Source organism: Streptomyces sp. 3MP-14, assembly GCF_006334905.2.
Classification (GTDB): Bacteria; Actinomycetota; Actinomycetes; order Streptomycetales; family Streptomycetaceae; genus Streptomyces; species Streptomyces triticirhizae.
This window is the reverse complement of record NZ_VDLZ02000011.1, coordinates 21,746-40,844: the sequence shown is the minus strand read 5'-3', so window position 1 is coordinate 40,844 and position 19,099 is coordinate 21,746. Positions and strand designations below refer to the sequence as shown.

The 19,099-nt window shown below is 73.7% G+C and carries 11 protein-coding genes, 1 tRNA gene and 1 other RNA gene; 8 read left to right on the top strand and 5 right to left on the bottom strand.

The genetic code is table 11. The features are described 5' to 3' along the window. Nucleotides 1-80 precede the first annotated feature (80 nt). The 4 genes from FH609_RS18755 (at nucleotide 81) to FH609_RS18740 (ending at nucleotide 7,090) form a co-directional block, all read left to right on the top strand. Nucleotides 81-1,652, top strand: coding sequence for a hypothetical protein (locus FH609_RS18755; RefSeq protein WP_139669541.1), 1,572 nt, complete (start codon nucleotides 81-83; stop codon nucleotides 1,650-1,652). Nucleotides 1,653-1,800: 148 nt separating this feature from the next. After that, the gene (locus FH609_RS18750) at nucleotides 1,801-2,451 is read left to right on the top strand and encodes a TIGR03086 family metal-binding protein (protein ID WP_139669539.1); all 651 of its coding nucleotides are present in this window, start codon (nucleotides 1,801-1,803) and stop codon (nucleotides 2,449-2,451) included. A gap of 374 nt (nucleotides 2,452-2,825) precedes the next feature. Further along, nucleotides 2,826-3,896, top strand: coding sequence for a DUF4185 domain-containing protein (locus FH609_RS18745; RefSeq protein ID WP_226961819.1), 1,071 nt, complete (start codon nucleotides 2,826-2,828; stop codon nucleotides 3,894-3,896). Between the two features lie 62 nt (nucleotides 3,897-3,958). Further along, nucleotides 3,959-7,090, top strand: a complete 3,132-nt coding sequence (locus FH609_RS18740; protein ID WP_139669534.1) for a CHAT domain-containing protein — start codon at nucleotides 3,959-3,961, stop codon at nucleotides 7,088-7,090. A 9-nt stretch (nucleotides 7,091-7,099) separates the two neighbouring features. Here FH609_RS18740 and FH609_RS18735 read toward each other — a convergent pair whose 3' ends face one another. From FH609_RS18735 to FH609_RS18725, 3 genes are all read right to left on the bottom strand, one after another. Then, nucleotides 7,100-7,891, bottom strand: a complete 792-nt coding sequence (locus tag FH609_RS18735; protein WP_139669532.1) for a GntR family transcriptional regulator — start codon at nucleotides 7,889-7,891, stop codon at nucleotides 7,100-7,102. A 191-nt stretch (nucleotides 7,892-8,082) separates the two neighbouring features. After that, the gene (locus FH609_RS18730; protein WP_226961795.1) at nucleotides 8,083-9,513 is read right to left on the bottom strand and encodes a hypothetical protein; all 1,431 of its coding nucleotides are present in this window, start codon (nucleotides 9,511-9,513) and stop codon (nucleotides 8,083-8,085) included. Between the two features lie 165 nt (nucleotides 9,514-9,678). After that, nucleotides 9,679-12,591, bottom strand: coding sequence for an AfsR/SARP family transcriptional regulator (locus FH609_RS18725; RefSeq protein ID WP_139669530.1), 2,913 nt, complete (start codon nucleotides 12,589-12,591; stop codon nucleotides 9,679-9,681). 202 nt (nucleotides 12,592-12,793) lie between these two features. Here FH609_RS18725 and FH609_RS18720 point away from each other — a divergent pair, with 202 nt between their 5' ends. Further along, nucleotides 12,794-13,753, top strand: a complete 960-nt coding sequence (locus FH609_RS18720) for a protein NO VEIN domain-containing protein (RefSeq protein ID WP_226961794.1) — start codon at nucleotides 12,794-12,796, stop codon at nucleotides 13,751-13,753. A 136-nt stretch (nucleotides 13,754-13,889) separates the two neighbouring features. Continuing rightward, nucleotides 13,890-15,701 carry a DUF2075 domain-containing protein gene (locus FH609_RS18715; RefSeq protein ID WP_226961793.1) on the top strand — a complete coding sequence of 604 codons (1,812 nt, stop codon included), beginning with the start codon at nucleotides 13,890-13,892 and terminating at the stop codon, nucleotides 15,699-15,701. An 87-nt stretch (nucleotides 15,702-15,788) separates the two neighbouring features. Here the strand turns inward: FH609_RS18715 and FH609_RS18710 are convergent, their stop codons facing one another. Further along, entirely contained in the window at nucleotides 15,789-16,193 is a 405-nt protein-coding gene (locus FH609_RS18710) for a hypothetical protein (protein WP_139669524.1), read from the bottom strand. A 225-nt stretch (nucleotides 16,194-16,418) separates the two neighbouring features. Next, a tRNA-Ser gene (locus FH609_RS18705) sits at nucleotides 16,419-16,503 on the bottom strand. Between the two features lie 95 nt (nucleotides 16,504-16,598). On the opposite strand from FH609_RS18705, the gene ffs reads away from it, so the two are divergent. Next, nucleotides 16,599-16,695, top strand: an RNA gene (gene ffs / locus FH609_RS18700) — signal recognition particle sRNA small type. A 30-nt stretch (nucleotides 16,696-16,725) separates the two neighbouring features. Beyond that, the gene (locus tag FH609_RS18695) at nucleotides 16,726-19,083 is read left to right on the top strand and encodes a DNA polymerase III subunit gamma and tau (RefSeq protein WP_139669522.1); all 2,358 of its coding nucleotides are present in this window, start codon (nucleotides 16,726-16,728) and stop codon (nucleotides 19,081-19,083) included. Nucleotides 19,084-19,099 lie beyond the last annotated feature (16 nt).

Here is a 19,099-nt window from a genome sequence, read left to right as displayed (position 1 = left end):
GGCGGCCCAGAATCGGTGGTCCCGCGCGGGCCGACCGCGCGGCCCGTCGACACGGCCCCGCCCAGAGAGGGACCCCTTCCGTGGACCCGCCCCCCGGGACGCCCCAACCAGCCCTCCCGCCCGATCCGTTGGCCGTTGGGCTCGCCAACGCCTCGCTGCTCGGCATCGGTTACGCGCTGCTCCGGCGGCCGTGGCTGGCGCTGGGCGCGGCGGCGGGCTCCGTCGCGCTGCTCGGCTCCGTGGTGGTCACCGGCAGCCGCTGGCTGGAGGCCCTGGTGGCGCTGTGGTGGCTGGCCTGCGCCGCACACGGCTGGCACCTGGCGCGCTCGACGGCGAAGTCATCCGCCGGGGGCGGGAGTTGGCGCGGGGGCGACCGGCGCCTGCGGCTCCAGGCGCTGGCCGTCACCGGCCCGGTGCTGCTGAGCTTCGCGATCGTGCGGATCGACGCCCAGCTGATCGAGCGCGACGCCGTCGCCGCCCACCGGGACGGCGACTGCGCGCGGACCCTGTCCCGGCTCGACGAGTACGGCCCGTTCCACCGGCTGTTCGCCGCCCCGCTGACCGAGCGGGCGGAGCGGGAGACCGAGGCGTGCGAACTCCTCCTCTCCGCCGAGGGGTTGGCCGACGAATGGCAACGGGACGCGGCGGTGCGGGCGTTCGCCCAGTACGCCGCCCACCCCGGCGCCCGCTGGGACGGCGCGGGGAACCGGACCGCCGACCTCCATCTCGCGCTGGCCGAGGACGACCTCGACCGTTCCCTCGCCGGCGAGACCCCGGCGCTGGCGTCGGGCTTCGACCATCTCGCCACCGTCCTGGACCGGCAGCCCGGCCGGGCGGCCGAGGTCGAGGGCGTCCTGGACGGGTTCCTGGACGCGCTGCCGGCCGACAACCCGTGCGCCACCCGGGCGGTCGCCGGCTGGCTCGGCGAGCGGGAGCCCGACGGAAGCGCGCTGGACCGCGCGGCCGATGTCGTTCCCACGCTGGAGCCGGCGGTGTCCCTCGACTGCGGCGAGCGGCTGCTGGAGCGGTCGCGGTGGGAGGAGGCGCGCGACGTCTACCGGGATCTCGTGGATGCCCACCCGGACCACGAGCGGGCGGACGAGGCGGCGGACGGGGTCGAACGGGCCGAGGCCGGCATCGAGTTGGTGGCCGTGCGCGCCCTCCTCGAAGCGGAGCCGACCGCCGGCGAGCCGCGTTACTGCGACGACCCGGCGCCCTACCGCGCCGCCCCGCCGTACCGGGGCGCGGGCCCGCACCCGGCGCTGCTCCTCGGCGACGAGGAGGGCACCGCCACCGGCGGCGAGCTGCCCGACTCCTGGCTGGCCGAAGGCCCCAGGGACGCGGTGCTGATCGTCTGCCTGGGCACGCCCCAGATGGGGGACGCCATCGAGACCTGCTCCTACGAGTCGGACCTCGGCATCGACGGGTCCAGCGCGGTGACCTTCCGCGAGACGCGGGTCCCGCTGCGCGCCTTCGAGCTGCGCACCGGGGAGCTGGTCTCCGACCGCGCCCTGGAGATCGGCGGCGCCAGCTGCCCGGACGTGTTGACCTGGGAGACCTTTCTGGACTACGACATTCCGCCGTCGGAGGTCTACGCGGAGTCCTCGCCGGCCGACGTGCGGGCGGCGTACGAGGCGCTGATCACGCCCTGAGCGCGGCGCCCTCAGGGTGGCGCTTTCAGGTGTGCGCGGGCGCGCAGGCTTTCAGGTGTGCGCCGGCGGGGGTGCGTGCCGGCGCGCGGGCTTTGAGGTGTGCGCGCCGGCGCCGATGAGTTCCGCGCGCCGGGGGAGTCCACCCGCCATGAGCGATCAGACAACCACCACCAGCGGCAACGGAAGCCCCGACGGCGGGCTCCCCGACCTGGGCCCGGTGACCGAGCGACTGGCCGGGCTGCTCGACGGGGTCACCGAGGACCACTTCGACGCCCCGACCCCCTGCCCCGACATGGCCGTGCGGGACCTGCTCTCCCATCTGCTGGGGCTGACCCTCGCCTTCCGCGACGCCGCCCGCAAGGAGTTGGGCCCGGCCACCGACGTCTCCCCGGGCGACCCCAACGCCCTCATGCCCGCGCCGGTCGGCGACTGGCGCGGCCAACTCCGTTCGCAGCTGGCCGAGTTGGTCGAGGCATGGCGCGACCCGGCCGCCTGGCGCGGCGAGACCAGGGCCGGCGGGATCGACCTGCCGGGCCAGGTCGCCGGCGCCGTCGCGCTCAACGAGGTGCTGATCCACGGCTGGGACCTCGCCCGCGCCACCGGCCAGCCCTATGACGTCGACCCGGAGTCGGCCGGCGTCTCGATCGAACTGCTCGCCGCCGACGCGGACGACCCGAAGTCCCGCGAGAACGGCCCGTTCGGCCCGGCCCAACCGGTCCCCGCAGGGGCCACCCCCCTCGAGCGCGCCGTGGCCCTCAGCGGCCGCACCCCCTCCTGGACACCACCGAACGGAGCGTGATCCCCCACCGGACATGGGGCCACCGGACATGGGGCCACCGGACGTGGCGGGGCGGCGCGGGCACCGGCGGCGCCCTCCCGACCAACTCCCGCACCCCTTCGCCGCGTTCGGCCCCTGGCCGGTTCGCCGCGTTCGGCCCCTGGCCGGGCGGTGCCCGTCGTGCCTACCCTCGTGCTCCGCACCCGTCACCGCCGGCGCCCGGCCACACCCCGGCCGGGGTCGGCCCCCAACGGCCCCCACAGGAGCGCCCCTTGTCCACGGCCAACGCAGACGACGCGAGCCAGACGACCAACGCGACCAACCCGAACGGCGCGCCCCGCGCCGCGAACCCGACACCCCCCGCCCGCCGCGCCCTCCTCGGGACGGGCCTCGGCCTGGCGCTCGGCGCCGGCGGCCTCGCCCCGCTCGCCGCCGGCCCGGCGCGCGCGGCCAACCACGCGCCCTCGTCAACCGCGCCCGCCCCGCCCGCCCCCACCACACCGCAGGCGATCACCGGCGCCAAGGTCGGCAACCTGACCGGCCCGGCCGAGACCGGCCGGTTCGCCGCTCCCTGGACCGACCTGGGCATCCCGGTCCGCTGCCCGGACGGCTCGCTGCTACTGGTGTGCGGCGACACCTTCGACGGCGGCGGCGTCGGCGGCCCCAACTGGCGTTCTCCGGTGGGGCTTCGCGCGTCCAACCCGGACCTCGACGCCCTGGTCGTCGACGGCTGCGTCGGCGGCGACCAGGCCGTTGGCCTGGTGCCCGAGGGGCACGAGGGCGGCACGACGGCGATCCCCTCCGACGTCTTCGCCATCGGCGACACCCTCTATCTGCACCTGATGCGCGGGGTCATCTTCCAGACCCACCACTCGGACTTCTGGCGTTCCACCGACAACGGCGAGACCTGGGAGTACCTGTGCCAGTGGCCGGGCGACGCGCACGGCGGGCAGTTCCAGCAGAAGACCTACGCGGTCGCCGACGACGGCTACTGCTATGTCCTCTCCTCCGTCTTCAACCGGGACATCGCCTCCGGGCTGCTGCTGCACCGCGTGCGCCACGAGGCCGTCGGCGACCCGGCGGCCTATGAGCCCTGGGGGTACGCGGGCGGCGGCTGGGCGTGGGGCAACCCACCCACCACGGTCAACGGGATTCGGCGCAGGGGCGAGATCTGCTTCCGGGCGATGGGCGGCCGTTACGTGCTGACCTGGCTCAACATGGAGCCGCTCGACATCCGCGCCCAGGTCTTCGCGCTGCCCACCTCCGACCTGACCGTCACGCCGGAGCAGCCGGTGATCCTGCCGACCGCGCCCGGGCAGGAACGGGACAACCTGGTCGCCCATCCGTACGGCGGATTCGTCTTCCCCGGCTCGTCGTTCGACGACCTGCGGCTGGCCGTGAGCCAGTGGTACGACGACCAGAACTACCGGGTGATGCAGTACCGCGTGCACGGCCTCGCCGGCTAGCGTCGCCCGACCGGCCCGCCACGGCGGCGGGGTCACGTGCGGGGAGGGGAACGGAACGGGGCGTGGGAACGGGCAACGGGGGGCGTGAACGGGGCGCGCGCGCCGCGCTGTTGGCGCTGGTGGCGCGGCTGGAGCGCCATGCGGCGGGGGAACGCGCCGCCGTGCTGGGCGCGGCGGCCGAGGCCGAAGCGGCGGCGCTCGACGCGGCGTGCGGCCTGGCGCTGCTCGACCGCTTCCCGCACGACCGCGACCCCGAACAACTCCTCGCCGCCCGCGCCGTGTTCGACACCGCCCTGAACGCCCTGCCAACGTCCCATCCGCTGCGGCCCGTTCCGGAAGTCGGCCGCGCTCACGTCGCACTGACGGTCCATCAGATTAAGCGCTGGCGGCCGGCGTTGCGCTCGGCGCTCCAAACGGCCGACCGCCTCCTCGACGAGCCACCGCCCGCCCAACTCCCCTACTCGCTGGGGCTCCAGCTGCTGGAGTTCCACCAACGGGAGTGCGACGGCGCGGCGTTCGTCCGGGGCGCCGCGTTGGTTGTCCACAGCCTGGGGACGGAGCGCCCGCCCGCGCCGGAGGTGCGGGACGCGATCGACGCCGCGCTCGCCCGCGCGCTCCTCGTCGAGCTGGCCCAACGGGGTGATGCGGCGCGGACCGGTCACACCGGAGAACGGCCCGCCGGGCCCCTTGCCCGGGTCGCGGCGGCCGATCCCGACCGTCGTCTCGACGCCCCGGGCGTCCGCGCCGCGCTGCTGGGCGCGCTGCGCCGGCACCACGAGCGGCGCGGCGGCCGGGACTCGCTGGCCGCCGCGCTGGCGCTGGCCCTGGACCGGCCGCGCGAGGGGGCCGACGGTGCCTGGCTCGCGGAGTTGGCCGCCCTCTACCGGGCCGACGCCGATCCCCAACTCCTGGCCGAGATCGCGGCGTTGGCGCGCGAGCGAGCCGAACGCCGCCGACCGGGGCCGGGATCGGGGACGGGCGAGCGCGAGGCGGCCCAACTGCTGCTGGGACGCGCCCTGGTGTGGCGGGACGAGGCGGTGCGTGACCCGGCGGCGCTGGCGGAGGGGGCGGGGCTGCTGACCCGGCTGGCCGAGGGGCCGCCGGACACGCCGGTCGCCCGGGCCGCGCTGTCGCTGGCCGCCCACGCCCGCCGCCTCCAGGCGGAGCGGCTGGCGCCGGAGGCCCGCGCCGCCGAGGCGGCCGGCCTCGGCCAACCAGACACCGAACACCGGCGATTGCTCGACGAGGCGGTGCGCCTGGGCGAGGCGGCGGTGGCCGCCCATTCGGCCCCGGGCGCCGAACGGGGCGAGGCGCGGAACGACCTGGCCTTGGCCCTGCTGGCCAGGGCCGAGTCCCCCGGGAACCCGGCCGGCGCCCGGGACGCGGAGCGCGCCCTCGCACTGCTCCGCGCGGCGACCGCCGAGGAGGAGTCGGGCGGCGTCCCGCCGCACCGGCTGGTCAACCTCTCCTTCGCCCTGCGGCGCCGCCACGCGGCGACCGGCGAACCGGCCCTGCTCGCCGAGTCGTTGGCGGCCGCCGAGGCGGCCCTTGCCCGCGCCGGCGCGGGAACCCCGGACCACGCCACGGCCCGCGCCGCCCGAGCCGCCGCCCTGGCCGCCGGCGCCCGCCCCTCAGCCGCGCCACCCCCGTTGAGCCCGTTGTCCCCGTTGACTCCGTTGACCCCGCTCGCCTCCGCGCCACTCGCGGCGGCCCGCTCCCCGCGTCTCCCGCTCGCCGACCGGCTCGGCGCCGCCCGCCAGGCCGCCGAACTCGCCCTCGCCGACGGCGACTTCGAGACGGCGACCGTCGCCCACGAGACGGCCGTCGCGCTGCTGCCCGCGCTGGTCGCCGGCCGGCTCGCCGACCCGCGCCCCGGCGCCGAGGAGGCGCTGGCGGAACACCCCTGGCTGGCCGCCCGGGGCGCCAGCTGCGCCCTCCGCCTCGACCAACCCGCCCGTGCGCTCCGCCTGTTGGAGCGCGGCCGGGGCGTGCTGGCCGGCCGCGCGCTGGCCGCGCGCCGCGACCTGGCCCGGCCCCGCGCCGACCACCCGGCGCTCGCCGCCGAACTCACCGCCCTCGCCGGGGCCCCAGGGCCCGACCGGCCCGGCGCCGCCACCGCCCAGGCCGCGTTGCTGGCCCGCGTCCGTGCCCTCCCCGGCCACGCCGCGTTCCTCACCCCACCCGACCCCGACCCGAGCGCCCTCGACCTGCCGGGTCCGGTCGCGGTGATCAACCTCAGCCAACTCGGCGGCCACGCCCTCCTGTTGCGCGACCACGAACTCACCGTGGTCCCGCTGCCCCGGCTCGACGCGCGGGAGGCGGTGGAACGCACCGTCGCGTTCCTCGACGCGTCCGCCGGCGTGAGCGCCCCGGCGCGCACCCCCGACGAGCGCGGCGCCGCCGGGCGGACCGTGCGGGAGACCCTCGGGTGGCTCTGGGAGGCCGTCGCCGGGCCCGTGCTCGAAGCCCTCGACCCGCCGCGCACCGACCCGCCGCCCCGGCTGTGGTGGTGCCCGACCGGGGTGCTCAGCGCGCTGCCGCTGCACGCGGCGGGCCACGGCGAGCGCGCCGTCCCCGACCTGGTGGTCTCCTCCTACACCGCCACCCTCGCCGCCCTCGCCCACCCCGGGAGGCCCCAACACGCCGCCCCACGCGCCCCGTTGATCGTGGACGCCGCCAACGCCCACGACGAGGTCGCCGCGTTGACCGAGCTGATGCCCGAGGCGACGGTGCTGAGCGGGCCGGCCGCCACCCGCGCCGCCGTCCTGGCCGCGCTCCCGGCGCACGGCTGGGCGCACTTCGCCTGCCACGCCACCGTGGACCCGATCCACCGCGCGGCCAACCGCCTGCTGCTGGCCGACGGCGCCCTGACCACGGACGACCTCGCCCGCCACCCGGTCGACGCCGACCTTGCCGTCCTCGCCGCCTGCGCCACCGGGTCGGGCTCCCTCGACATCCAGGACGAGGCCCACCACCTGGCCACCGCCTGCCAACTCGCCGGCTACCGCGCGGTGATCGCGACCCTCTGGCCCGTCACCACCCGCCAGTCCACCGAGTTCGCCCGCCTCCTCTACCCCCACCTCCGCCACCCCACCCCACCGGCCCTCGCCCTCCACCACACCACCGCGACCCTCCGCACCCGCTACCCCAACAGCCCCTGGCTCTGGGCCCCTTACGCCCACCTGGGGGTGTGAGGACCCCGTTCACCACCGGTCCAGCCGGGTCACAAAGCGGAGGCGGGTGCGGTCCGCCGGGAGGGTGATGCGGGAGAGTTCGACGGTGCGGCCGTCGGTGGCGAGGGAGCGCTGGCACAGGCGGATCACGGGTGCGCCGGGCGCCAGCCCCAACTCGTCCGCCTCGGCGCGGAAGGCCGGGCCGACGCCGGTGACCTCCTCGACGATCCGGTCCAACTCGATGCCCACCGTGTCCAGTTGGTGCTGCGTCCCGCCCGGCCAGGGCTCCCTGGTCTCGTCCAGCAGCGCGGGGTTGGCGGCCACCCACCCCCGCACCAGGAACGAGCTGGTGAGGTTGAACGGCGCCGACTCCCGCCCGTACCGGGTGCGATAGACCCGTTCCACCAGCGCGGTGCCCTCCGGCACCCCGAACGCCTCCGCCAACTCCGCGTCGGCGACGGCCTCGTGGTAGCGCGCGGTGAAGACCAGCTCGTCCATGGTCAACCCGGTGTCCCGCTCGGTCACCCCGGTGCCGGCCCGCACCTCCCGTGGCTGCCGGGCGCGGTCCTTCTCCCACTGGTGCCGCTCGTTGGAACGCACCACGGCCCGGCGCGGCGCGCGGACCACGACGCCGCCGGCAGCGTCAGGTCCGACCCAGCCCTCGGCCGTCAACGCCGCGAGCGCCGACCGCACCTCCGCCGCCCCCGCGCCCCAGCGCCGCCCCAACTCCTCGGCCGCCGGCAGCGCCTCCCCCGCCGCCCACTCGCCGTCCCGAATCCGCCGCCGCAACCCCTCGGCGACCTCCCGATCACTCACCGACATCCCGCGCACGCCTCCCGGCTCATCCCCGTTCCCCGGTCGACCTGACACCGCCTGGGGGTTTGCCCCAACTTATCCCTTCGTCATTGCGGGGCAGTGCCTGCCTCTCCGACCGGGGATCACGCCTGCGATGACAGCGGAACCGGCCGCCGGGTCAGCACGGCCGAGCGGCCGCCCCGCTGTCAGGCAGCGGGTCAGCGGGACGAGGGGCGTTCCGCCGCTCCGGGCAGGAGACGCAGTGCCATCACGGTGCCGTCCGTTCCGAACGAGGCCGGTCCCCAGCCCTCGACCGTCGTCGTGCGAGGCCATGAGTCACGCAGTTCATAGGCACGGCGCCGGTACTCCTCCACCTCGCCCCGGGCCAGCGGTGCGTAGAGTTCCTTCGCCATCCCGGAGAACGCCTCCACGCGGCGCCCGCCGAGGCGGAAGACCTGGTCGGTGCCGACGTAGCGGTGCTGCCCCAGCTGATGCTCGGCGTCACGAACACTGGACGCCCCCGCGAACGTCCGCTCCCGATAGTGCTTGAACCCCTGCTTCTCCGTGAGGTAGGGCGCTATCTCCACGCCCGCCCCGGCGAAGGCCAGTTGGCTGGCGGCACCCGAACGCGCCAGCACCCGCCCGAACCACGCCAGATCTGCCTCCGGAACGAAGAATCCGTCGTGCGAGCGCGCTCCGCTCCCCTCCTTCGACGGAAGCGGCACCGCGTTGGCGAAGGGAAGATTCCTGTCGGGGAGAAGGCCCGTGCGGTCGGGGTCGACGTCCGCACTGCCACGCCCCTCAGGCGGCCGGACCGGAAGACGACCGGCCCCCGGCGCCATGAGGGCGTGCGCGGTGATTCCCCTCCGAGCCAGCAGTTCCGTGGAGACCAACAGGCACGGTGTGTTGTTCCACTTTCCCAGGTGAAAGTGCTCGGCTCTTTCGCTGCCCCTGGCCAACTGTTGGAGGGTGGTGCGGTCCGACCTGTTCATGCGCTCCTTCGCGACGACCTGATGGTTTCCGTTCACCGTGACGACGAAGACGATCGAGGGCTCGCCGGGCCGCCATGCCTCGATGAGGAAGTCCGGGCGGGGGCGCATTCCCAACGTGGGCCGCTGGCCGGAGCGTGCGAATCCCGCCAGGAGCACCACCTCCGCATCGACCGTCGAGAGGAGATGCTCGGGATAGTTGTCTCGCACGGCGCGTTCCGCCACGGCCAGACCGAGTGCGCGCCCCAGCTCCCTGGCCTGCATGGACCGGTACCAGCGCTCCGGGCTCTGCCCCTCCTCGGTGAGCACCAACCGTCCGTCGAGTCCGTCGCCCGCCAGCGCCTGGCAGTACTTGAGGGCCTGCCAGTGCTCTGCCAGACCTCTGCCCCGCCCCTGCCGGGCCAGAGTGCTGGCCCTGGCCAGCATCCCGAGCAGTTCCCAGGGGCTGGTCCTAAGCTCGCCGCCGTGTCGCCCAAGGCTTCCCGTGGGGATCAGACCCGTCTTGCGGAAGCTCTCGTACCCGTCGTCCCGTTGTGCGCGTTTCCGGTCGATCGCGGCGGCGGCCTTCTTCACACCAGCCACGAGCGCCGGGGTCGAGTCGACATGAACCGTTACCGAATGCCTCAGCCGTTGGAGAACCTCGTCCGTGGATGCTCCCATGACTCAGCACGGTAGGAACGGACACGGGGGCGCACACAAGGACGCATCGCACGCGGGGCGTGACTTTCAGACACCCGTCGCCTCACTGCCCATCCGTTCCCCGCCCCGGGGAAAGCGCCCCCGGAGGCGCGCCCGCGCCCGCGTGAGCGCCCCCACTCGCGCCCCTCACCGCGCCGCCAACCGTCCCTCCAGCTCCCGCGCGTGCAGCGCCGCGAGGGCGGCGTGGGCCGCCGCCACGCCCGCCCGGTGCCCGGCCTCGGTCGCCACGTCGAGGGCCTCCCGGTGCGTGACCAGCGCCCGCGCCGCGTCGCCGGCGGCCGCCTGGCTCGCGGCCAGCTCGCCCAGCGCCTCCAGCAACGTGTGCCGGGACCCGATCGAACGCGCCACCGCCAGCGCCTCCTCGTGCCGGCGCACGGCCTCCGCCGGCTCGTCGGCGTTGCGGGCGACGACGCCCAACACCCGCAGGCAGTCGACCTCGACGGCCCGGAAGCCGTGTTCGCGCGCCAGCGCCAGCCCGTCCCCGGCGTGCGCCCGCGCCTCCGCGTCCCGGCCCGTCAACAGCGAGAGGTCGGCGAGCCCGGTGAGCGCGTTGGGGATGTGGATCAGATCCTCGTGCGCGCGGCAGAGTTCCAGCACCCGCGCCAGGATGCCCAACGCCTCGTCGTGGCGCCCCAGTTCCTTCAAGCAGCGGGAGACGTTGACCATCGGCGCCCGACGCAGCGGCCATGGCCCGTCGGGGCTGACCAGCGCAAGGGACTCCTCGAACTCAGCGACAGCCGCCCGGAGTTCGCCACGCCGCCCGTGCGCGACGCCGAGGTTGTTGCGCACCGCCGACTGCCACTCGGGCAGCCCGGCACGCTCGTAGGCGGCGAGCGCCGCGCGCAGATGGTCGAGCGCCGCCTCGCCGTCCAGGCCGAGTTGGTCCATTGTTTTGCCGAGGTTGTTCCGGGCGCGCGCCTCGGCGAGCGGGTCGGCGAGCGCGCGGGCCGCCGTCAACTCGCGGTTGTAGAGGTGGAGCGCCTCGTCCGGGAAGCCGCCGAGGAAGAGGTAGCGCCAGAGCGTCTCGGCCAGGTCGACCGTGCGGCGCGGTTCGCTGGTGCTGGCCAGCTCCAGCAGGTTGGCGCGCTCGGCGTCGAGCCAGTCGCGGGCGGCGTCCGGCGCGTCGAACCGGGGCGCCTCGCCGGGCCAGTCCGGCGCCGGCGGGCGGCGGAACGTCTCCTGCGGCACCAGGACGTCCATCGCCGCCGACGCGGTGGACAGGTAGTAGTCGGACAACCGGCCCAACGCGGCCGCCCGTTCGCCCGGCGGGCCGGTCAACTCGGCGGCGTAGGCGCGCAGCAGGTCGTGCAGGCCGTAGCGGCCGGACGGGGAGCGCTCGACAAGATGGGCGCGCACCAGTGCGTCCAACGCGCGCCGCGCCGCGCGCCGTTCGAGACCCGCGAGCGCCGCCACCGCGTGCTCCGCCACATCGGCGGCGCCCGGGTGCGCGCCCACCATCCGGAACACCAACGCCTCGTCGGGCGCCAGCCGTTGGTAGGACCAGGAGAACACCGCCCGCACCGCCGTGTGCGGGTCGTCGACGTCCAACAGGTCGAGCGCCCCGCGCCGCCCGGCCAGCGAGCCGGCCAGGGCGGCGACCCCGCCGTGACCCGCGTGCGTCCGCACCAGCTCGGCCGCGATGCGCAGGGCCAGCGGCAGCCGGGCGCAGCGCTCGACCAGCGCGTCCACCGCCGCCGCCGGCTCGGCCGCCAGCCGCTCCTCGCCCAGCAGGCTCCGCAGCAGCTCGCGCGCCTCCACGGCGCTGAGCCGGTCGAGCGCCACCCGTCGCGCGCCCTCCCTGACCACCAGGCCGGTCAACGTGTCCCGGCTGGTGACCAACGTGACGCAGGACGAGCTGCCGGGCAGCAGCGGCCGCACCTGCGCCACGTCGGCGGCGTTGTCCAGCAGCAGCAACATCCGCCGGCCGTCCACCAACGTCCGGAAGCGCGCGGCCCGTTCGTCCAGCTCGTGCGGGATCGCCGTGCCGGCCATGCCCAGCGCGCGCAGGAACCCGGCCAACACGTCCTCGGGGGCGAGGGGTTGGTCGGGGCCGTAGCCGCGCAGGTCCACATAGAGCTGGCCGTCGGGGAACCGTTCCCTGGCCCGGTGCGCCCAGCGCACCGCCAGCGCCGTCTTCCCGACGCCGGCGGTCCCGGCCACCGCCGTGATCAGCACGGGGACGGGCGCGGTCATCCGCGCGTCCAGCTCGGCCAGTTCGGCCTCGCGGCCGACGAAGCCCCGTATGTCGCCCGGCAGTTGACCCGGCACGGGCTTGGCCGCGCCCACCCCGGCCACCCCGGCCGCCTCGGGCGCCGCCGCGCCCGACCGCACGCGTGCGGCCAACTCCCTCAGCTCCGCGCCCGGTTCCAGCCCCAGCTCCTCGGCGAGGCACCGGCGCGCCCTGCGGTACGCGGCCAACGCCTCGTCCCGCCGGCCCGCCCGGTGCAGCGCGGTCACCAGCAGCTCGGTCAGCCGCTCCCGCAACGGGTGCGCCCGCGCCAACTCCGCTAGCCCGTCGACGAGTTCGGCCCCCTCACCGCACGCCAACCGGGCCCGGTACAGCGTCTCCCACCCGACCAGCCGCCGCTCGGCGAGACGCTCCGCCCAGTCGCACAACTCGGGAACGTCCGCGTCGGCGAACGGCGCGCCGCGCCACAGCGCGAGCGCGGCCCGCAGCGGCTCGACCGCCCGCGCGGGCTCCCGGTCCACCAGCCCGACCCCCCGCGCCACCAGCGCCTCGAACCGCGCCGCGTCCAACTCCCCCTCCCCGACGCGCAGTCGGTACCCGTTCTCGACCCGGGACAGCCGCTCCGGCCCGTCGAGGAGGCCGCGCAGCCGGTGCACCTGGAGGTGCAGCCGCTGACCGGCCCGCTCGTCGGCGCGCTCCCCCCACAGCGCGTCCACCAGCACATCCGCCGGCACGACCTGATCGGCCCGCGCCAACAGCACCCCCAACAACGCCCGTCGCAGCCGCCCCGCCACCCCCGACGGCCCGCCGCTCCCCCGAACCTCCAACGGCCCCAGCACCAGAAACTCCATCGCACTTCCCCCCCGAGTCGGTCACCACACCACGATCCCCCGGCCAGCCCCGCCCACAAGCCTGTCAGGCGGAACGGAGCGGGGGCGAGCTCGGTGACCGGGGCAACCTCGTTCAGGGCAACAGAAGAGCAACATCTCAGCACTAAGCGGCATATTCCGACATACACCAGGGGTCCATAAGGATGACAGTATGATCAGCTGTGTGAACAGAACCTCCTTTGTCATGGTCCATGTTGGCCGGAGCACCGAGGCGCAACGCAACTTGCGGCACGGCATCGAGACCCGCTCCTGGGGCTTCCCTCGATGGAAACCCGAGTTCCACTCGGCACGACCGCGTTTCGCCGTACTCGGCACCGGAGTCGCACCGCGCGTGCCGTTCGATGAGTGGGCGACGAAGCGAATCACGCTCTACTTCTTCGAGGTCGTCGCCGCCTTTCACAATGCGGAGTCTCGCCACTGGCCGAACGAGGAAGCGGAGAACGCCATCAAGTACCCGGTGCGGTTTGGCATAGAGCCACTGGCCGAGCTCCACGACATTCCGCTCGATGCCACCGGCCCCCTGAGCCTGGCCGGCAGTGACGCTCTGAGGCTCTCCGGAATCGAGCAGGGGATCGGCAAACTCGTCGAACTAGACCCGCAGCCGCTGTTCGACGCAGCGAGCATCAGTATCCGCTGGGCCGACGGAGGAGTAGTCCCGCTCGGGAGCACCCCCGGCATCCTGGCCGACCAGGTTGCCGCTCCCAAGGCACCCCGACGTCGACGCCGTGGGGCTGGCTTCATATCCGACCCCAAAAAGCGCAGGGCGATCGAGTTGCGGGCCGAGGACATGGCGGTCGAGCACTACCAGCGCGAGGGATGGACAGTTGAGCGGCTCGGCAAGCCCTATGACCTTCACTGCACTCGGAACGGAGAGGTGCGGTGCGTCGAGGTGAAGGGCACGACGGGCGCAGCCACCAGTGTCGAGTTGACAGTCAACGAGGTGGAACACGCGAGGAAGCCGCACAACACCGTCGATCTCTACGTGTTGAGCGACATCAAGGTCGACGTGCGATCCGAGCCCTATGTGGCCAGCGGCGGCAGGGTGACGCACCTCAAGGGCTGGGAGCCCGCCGATGAGGATCTCAGGCCCAGGAGCTTTGAGTATCGGCTGCCACCGACCTGACGAAACGTTCATCCTCTCGGACCGCTGAGTCCCGGTCCGCCACCATTCATCCGACCTTCATCCGCCGGAGACCGCTATGCCCCTTCTCCGCCTCTCAGCACGCGCCCTGTCCGACATCTACAGGGCAGGGGACCTCGTGGACGTGCTCGCCAAGAGCTATCGGCAGACCCAGCTTGCTTACCCCCCATTGGCTGAGCGCCGCTCATGGGCGCGGAGCTTGCCCGCTCTTGCGGATGTGCTGTACCAAGCCGACCTCCAGGACGTCCACGTACTTGTCGAACACCGGCTTCCGTTCACCAGCCTCCGTGCCGATGTCATCCTTGCCGGCTCGCACCCGACGACCGGTAGGCCGTCCTATGTCGTGGTCGAACTCAAGCAGTGGGACAAGGCGAGCCTCGTACCGGGGACGGAGGAACTGTGCCGGGTGCGGCGGCCAGATGAGGCGTTGCTGCACCCGGTCGTGCAAGTGCGGCGCTATTGCGACTATCTACGAGACTTCACGAACCTGCTCAACGATGAGGAGGACGTGGTCGCGGGGGCTGCCTACCTCCATAACGCCGACGACCAGAACGTCGAAGAGTTGCTGCGCCTGACAGACGGCAGGGCACCACTCTTCACGAAAACGACCTGCGGGGCGTTCGTCCGATACTTGCAGACCCGACTCTCCCCCCTTGACGGGTCATCCGAGGCGGACGACCTTCTGGAGAGCCCCACGGGCCCGGGTCGCCAACTCATGCGGGTAGCGGCTGACGAGATCATCAACGGTGACCAGTTCGTGCTGATGGACGAGCAACAGGTCGCGGTCTCCCTGGTCAAGCGGGCTGTGGCAAGGTCACGCCGCTCGGACCAGAAGGAGGTCATCGTGATCTCCGGCGGACCTGGTTCGGGGAAGAGTGTCATAGCTCTTCACCTCATGGGCCACATGGGCCGACACGGACGCGCTGTCGTCCATGCCACCGGATCGAAGTCGTTCACGACAACACTCCGCCACGTCATCCGTAGGAGGAACAACCGACTGCCGAAACTCTTCCAGTACTTCATCAACTTTTCGGCCGCTGAACGCAACGGCCTGGACGTTCTCATCTGCGACGAAGCCCATCGCCTTCGTCAACCACAGCACCTCCAAAGCGGCATGGCCCCCTCGGGGAGCCGTCGCACACAGTTAGAGGAACTCATCGATGCCGCTCGCGTGCCCGTGTTCCTGCTCGACGAGCACCAGGTGGTACGTCCCGGGGAGATGGGCAGCGTCCAGTCGATCGCCGAGACCGCCCAAAGCAAAGGTTGCCTCGTACGCGAGGTCAACCTGAACGAGCAGTTCCGGTGCGGCGGGAGCCGGGCGTACGAGGACTGGGTCCTCCGGCTGCTCGGGCTCGTTCAGGGTGGCCCCGTGCCCTGGCAGCAAGAGGCGAACTTCGAACTGCTCGTCGCGACCTCTCCGCAGGAGATGGAGGATTATCTCCGCCGACAGCACGAGGCAGGTCACACGGCCCGCATGACCGCCGGATTCTGTTGGCCCTGGAGTGCCCCGCGCGCCGATGGCAGCCTTGTCGACGACGTGGTCATCGGAGAGTGGCGCAGACCGTGGAACCTGAAGAGCGAGCACGCCACCGACCATGCGCCGGCGTCCTCGCTCTGGGCGACCGAGCAGGCCGGGTTCGGTCAGATCGGCTGCATTTACACGGCTCAGGGCTTCGAGTACCCGTGGAACGGCACCATCTTCGGTCCTGACCTGGTGTGGCGCGGCGACGGCTGGCGTGCGGTGCCCGCAGCCAGCGCCGACGGCATCGTGGCCAAGGCATCGCCGGCGTACTTCGACCGTCTCATCCGGAACACCTACAAGGTCCTGCTCACGCGAGGGCTGGCCGGCACGGTGCTCTACTCAACCGACCCGGAGACGCAGGCCAAATTGCGAAGCTTGGTCCCCACGGTCACCACCGCCCGTACCTGAGCGGCCGAGCCGCCCCGGCGCCCTCGGTCTCGGAACCCACCGCCTGGAGGCGGTGGTGTCACGCCACTGATCGGTCGGACGCCACCGTCATGAGTCCGCCATCACCTTCCTGATGATCGTGGCGAGATGGCCGCGGTAGGTAGTACCGAGATTGGTCACTACCCCCTGGAAAGGCCCAGGGCCGTGCTTCATGCGGCTGACGTAGTTCTCGGGCAACAGGACGCGGTCACCGACCTGCAGAGGCTCGACTCCGCGCCACCGGTACGCGTATCCGCCCACATCCACTACTTGGTCGCCGTCGATCTCGTGGATTCGCGTCGCATCGTCGAGCCGCTGCTCGAGCTCGTCAACTCGCCTCTCCAACCACTCGATCCTGAGCTTCGCCGAGCTGGCCCCTGACTCCCTGCCCTGCTCGTACCCCTCACGCCAGCCCCGCTGATGCGCCGCCGCGACCGCACGGTCCTCGTCCGTCGCATGCGTGCCGCAGGCCACGTCCGAGCCGAATATGCGAACCCGACACGGCTTGCCCGAACGAGTTGGCCGACCGCACACCCGTTCCTGCGGACTCACAGTGGCACCCCCTCCCGTCATGTGGAGGCACGACACTAGCCGTCCGCCCCGGGCCGGTACGCATGATCACCACAACCGTGACCAAACGCCAACGAGGCTTTGGACCGGTAACGGTCCAAAGCCTCGTTCAGCCCGGTGAAGGCTGGGCGGAGGATACGAGATTCGAACTCGTGAGGGTGTGAACCCAACACGCTTTCCAAGCGTGCGCCCTAGGCCTCTAGGCGAATCCTCCGCCGGACACGATACAAGACCCGGGAGAGTGGTCGCGAACCCGCTTCCCGTGGCCCGGGGGTGTGAGGGGGCGGGGTGGCATCCGGTAGGGTTGGCACCAGCCCCTCACGCGGCGCTATCTCGCTGAACTCCCCCAGGGCCGGAAGGCAGCAAGGGTAGGTGAGCTCTGGTGGGTGCGTGAGGGGCCCTCGCGTTGTCAGTGGGGGCCGATATCGTCGGTGTCGTGTCCTCCCTCGCGCTGTACCGCCGCTACCGACCCGAGACCTTCGCCGAGGTCATCGGGCAGGAGCATGTCACCGACCCGTTGCAGCAGGCCCTGCGGAACAACCGGGTCAACCACGCGTATCTGTTCAGTGGCCCGCGAGGCTGTGGCAAGACCACGAGCGCGCGGATTCTCGCCCGCTGCCTCAACTGCGAGCAGGGCCCCACGCCCACCCCCTGCGGGGAGTGCCAGTCCTGCCGTGACCTGGCGCGGAACGGCCCCGGTTCGATCGACGTGATCGAGATCGACGCCGCCTCGCACGGCGGCGTCGACGACGCGAGGGACCTGCGCGAGAAGGCGTTCTTCGGCCCGGCGTCGAGCCGGTACAAGATCTACATCATCGACGAGGCGCACATGGTGACCTCGGCGGGGTTCAACGCCCTGCTGAAGGTGGTGGAGGAGCCCCCCGAGCACCTCAAGTTCATCTTCGCGACCACCGAGCCGGAGAAGGTCATCGGCACCATCAGGTCGCGCACCCACCACTACCCGTTCCGGCTGGTGCCCCCCGGCACGCTGCGGGAGTACCTGGCCGGCGTCTGCGCCAGCGAGTCGATCCCGGTCGCGGACGCGGTGTTGCCGCTGGTGGTCAGGGCCGGCGCCGGTTCGGTGCGGGACTCGATGTCGGTGATGGACCAGTTGCTCGCGGGCGCCGCCGAGGACGGCGTCACCTACGAGATGGCCACCGCGCTCCTGGGCTACACGGACGGCGCCCTGCTGGACAGCGTGGTCGACGCCTTCGCCACCGGCGACGGCGCGGCGGCCTTCGGCGTGGTGGACCGGGTGATCGAGGGCGGCCACGACCCCCGCCGCTTCGTGATGGACCTGTTGGAACGGCTGCGCGACCTGCTGATCCTGGCCGCCGTCCCCGACGCGGCGGACAAGGGCCTGATCGACGCCCCCGCCGACGTGCTGGACCGGATGCGGGACCAGGCGACGCGGCTGGGCCCGGCCGAGCTGAGCCGGGCCGCCGACCTGGTCAACACCGGGCTGACGGAGATGCGCGGCGCGACCTCGCCCCGGTTGCAGCTCGAACTGATCTGTGCCCGCGTGCTGCTGCCGGCGGCCCACGGCGACGAACGGTCCCTCCAGAGCCGGTTGGAGCGGCTGGAGCGGGGCGTCTCGTTGGGCGGCGCCCCTGCGGCGAGTGCCGGCACGCCGGCCCCGGGGCCGGCCGCGCCGGGCGGCACGAGCCTGGCGGCACAGGGCGGCACCAGCCCGGCGGCGCAGGCCGCCGCCCCGCAGGCGTCCCAGCCCGCGGCTCCGCCGGCGCCGGCGGAGCCCCAGCCGCCGACACCGACGGCACCGTCGACGACACCCTCGACGCCCGCCGCCGAGGCCCCGCCGGCCGCCCAGCCCGCGCCGGCCGCACCCGCGCCGCCCCCGCCGGCCGCCGGCCCGGCGCCCGGCGCGTGGCCCACCGGCCCGGCCGGCAACGCCGGCGCGGCCGCCCCCCGCCCCGGCGCCTGGCCCGGCGCTGGAGCCGCCGCCCCCGCCGAGCCCGGGCCTGCGGCCCAGGCCCCCACGCCCGCGCCGCAGGCCCCCGCCCCCGCCGGCGCCGGCGGCGACCCGGCCCAGGTGCGGCAGCTCTGGCCGGAGATCCTGGAGGCGGTCAAGAAGCGCCGCCGCTACAGCTGGATTCTGCTGAGCCAGAACGCCCAGGTCGTCGGCTTCGACAGCGGCAGCAACACGCTCCGCCTCGGCTTCGCCTCCGCCGGCGCCCGGGACAACTTCGTCAACAGCGGCAGCGAGGACGTGCTCCGCCAGGCGCTCAGCGACCGGATGGGCGTCTCCTGGCGCATCGAGGCCGTGATCGACCAGGGCGGCGGCGGAGGTGGCGGCGGCCTCCGCCCCGGCGGCCCCGGGCCGCTGGCCCCGCCGGCCGCACCCGCGCCGCCCCAGCCCGGCCCGTATCCGCAGTCGTCCCCGTCCGCCCAGTCCTCCTCGTCGGCCCAGTCCTCCTCGTCGGCCCAACCATCCCCGTCGCCCTACCCCCCGCAGTCCTCCCAGCCCTCGCAGCCCTCCCAGTCCTCCCCATCGCAGGCGGCGGGGTCCGCGCAGCGGCCCGCCGGCGCGTCCGCCCAGCGCCCGGCCGCGCCGGCACCCGCCTCCGGCCGCGCCGCAGCGGCGGCGGCAGCAGCGGCGGCCGGGGCGTCGGCGCCCACGGCCGACGCGTCGCCGCCGCCCCGCCCCCGGGTGGCCGTCGAGGACGACATCCCGGACGAGGACGACCCGGACCTGGACGACACCGCGCTCAGCGGTTACGAGTTGATCGTTCGGGAGCTGGGAGCGACGGTTATTGAGGAGATTCACCACGAGTGAGACCAGAGCCAGCGGA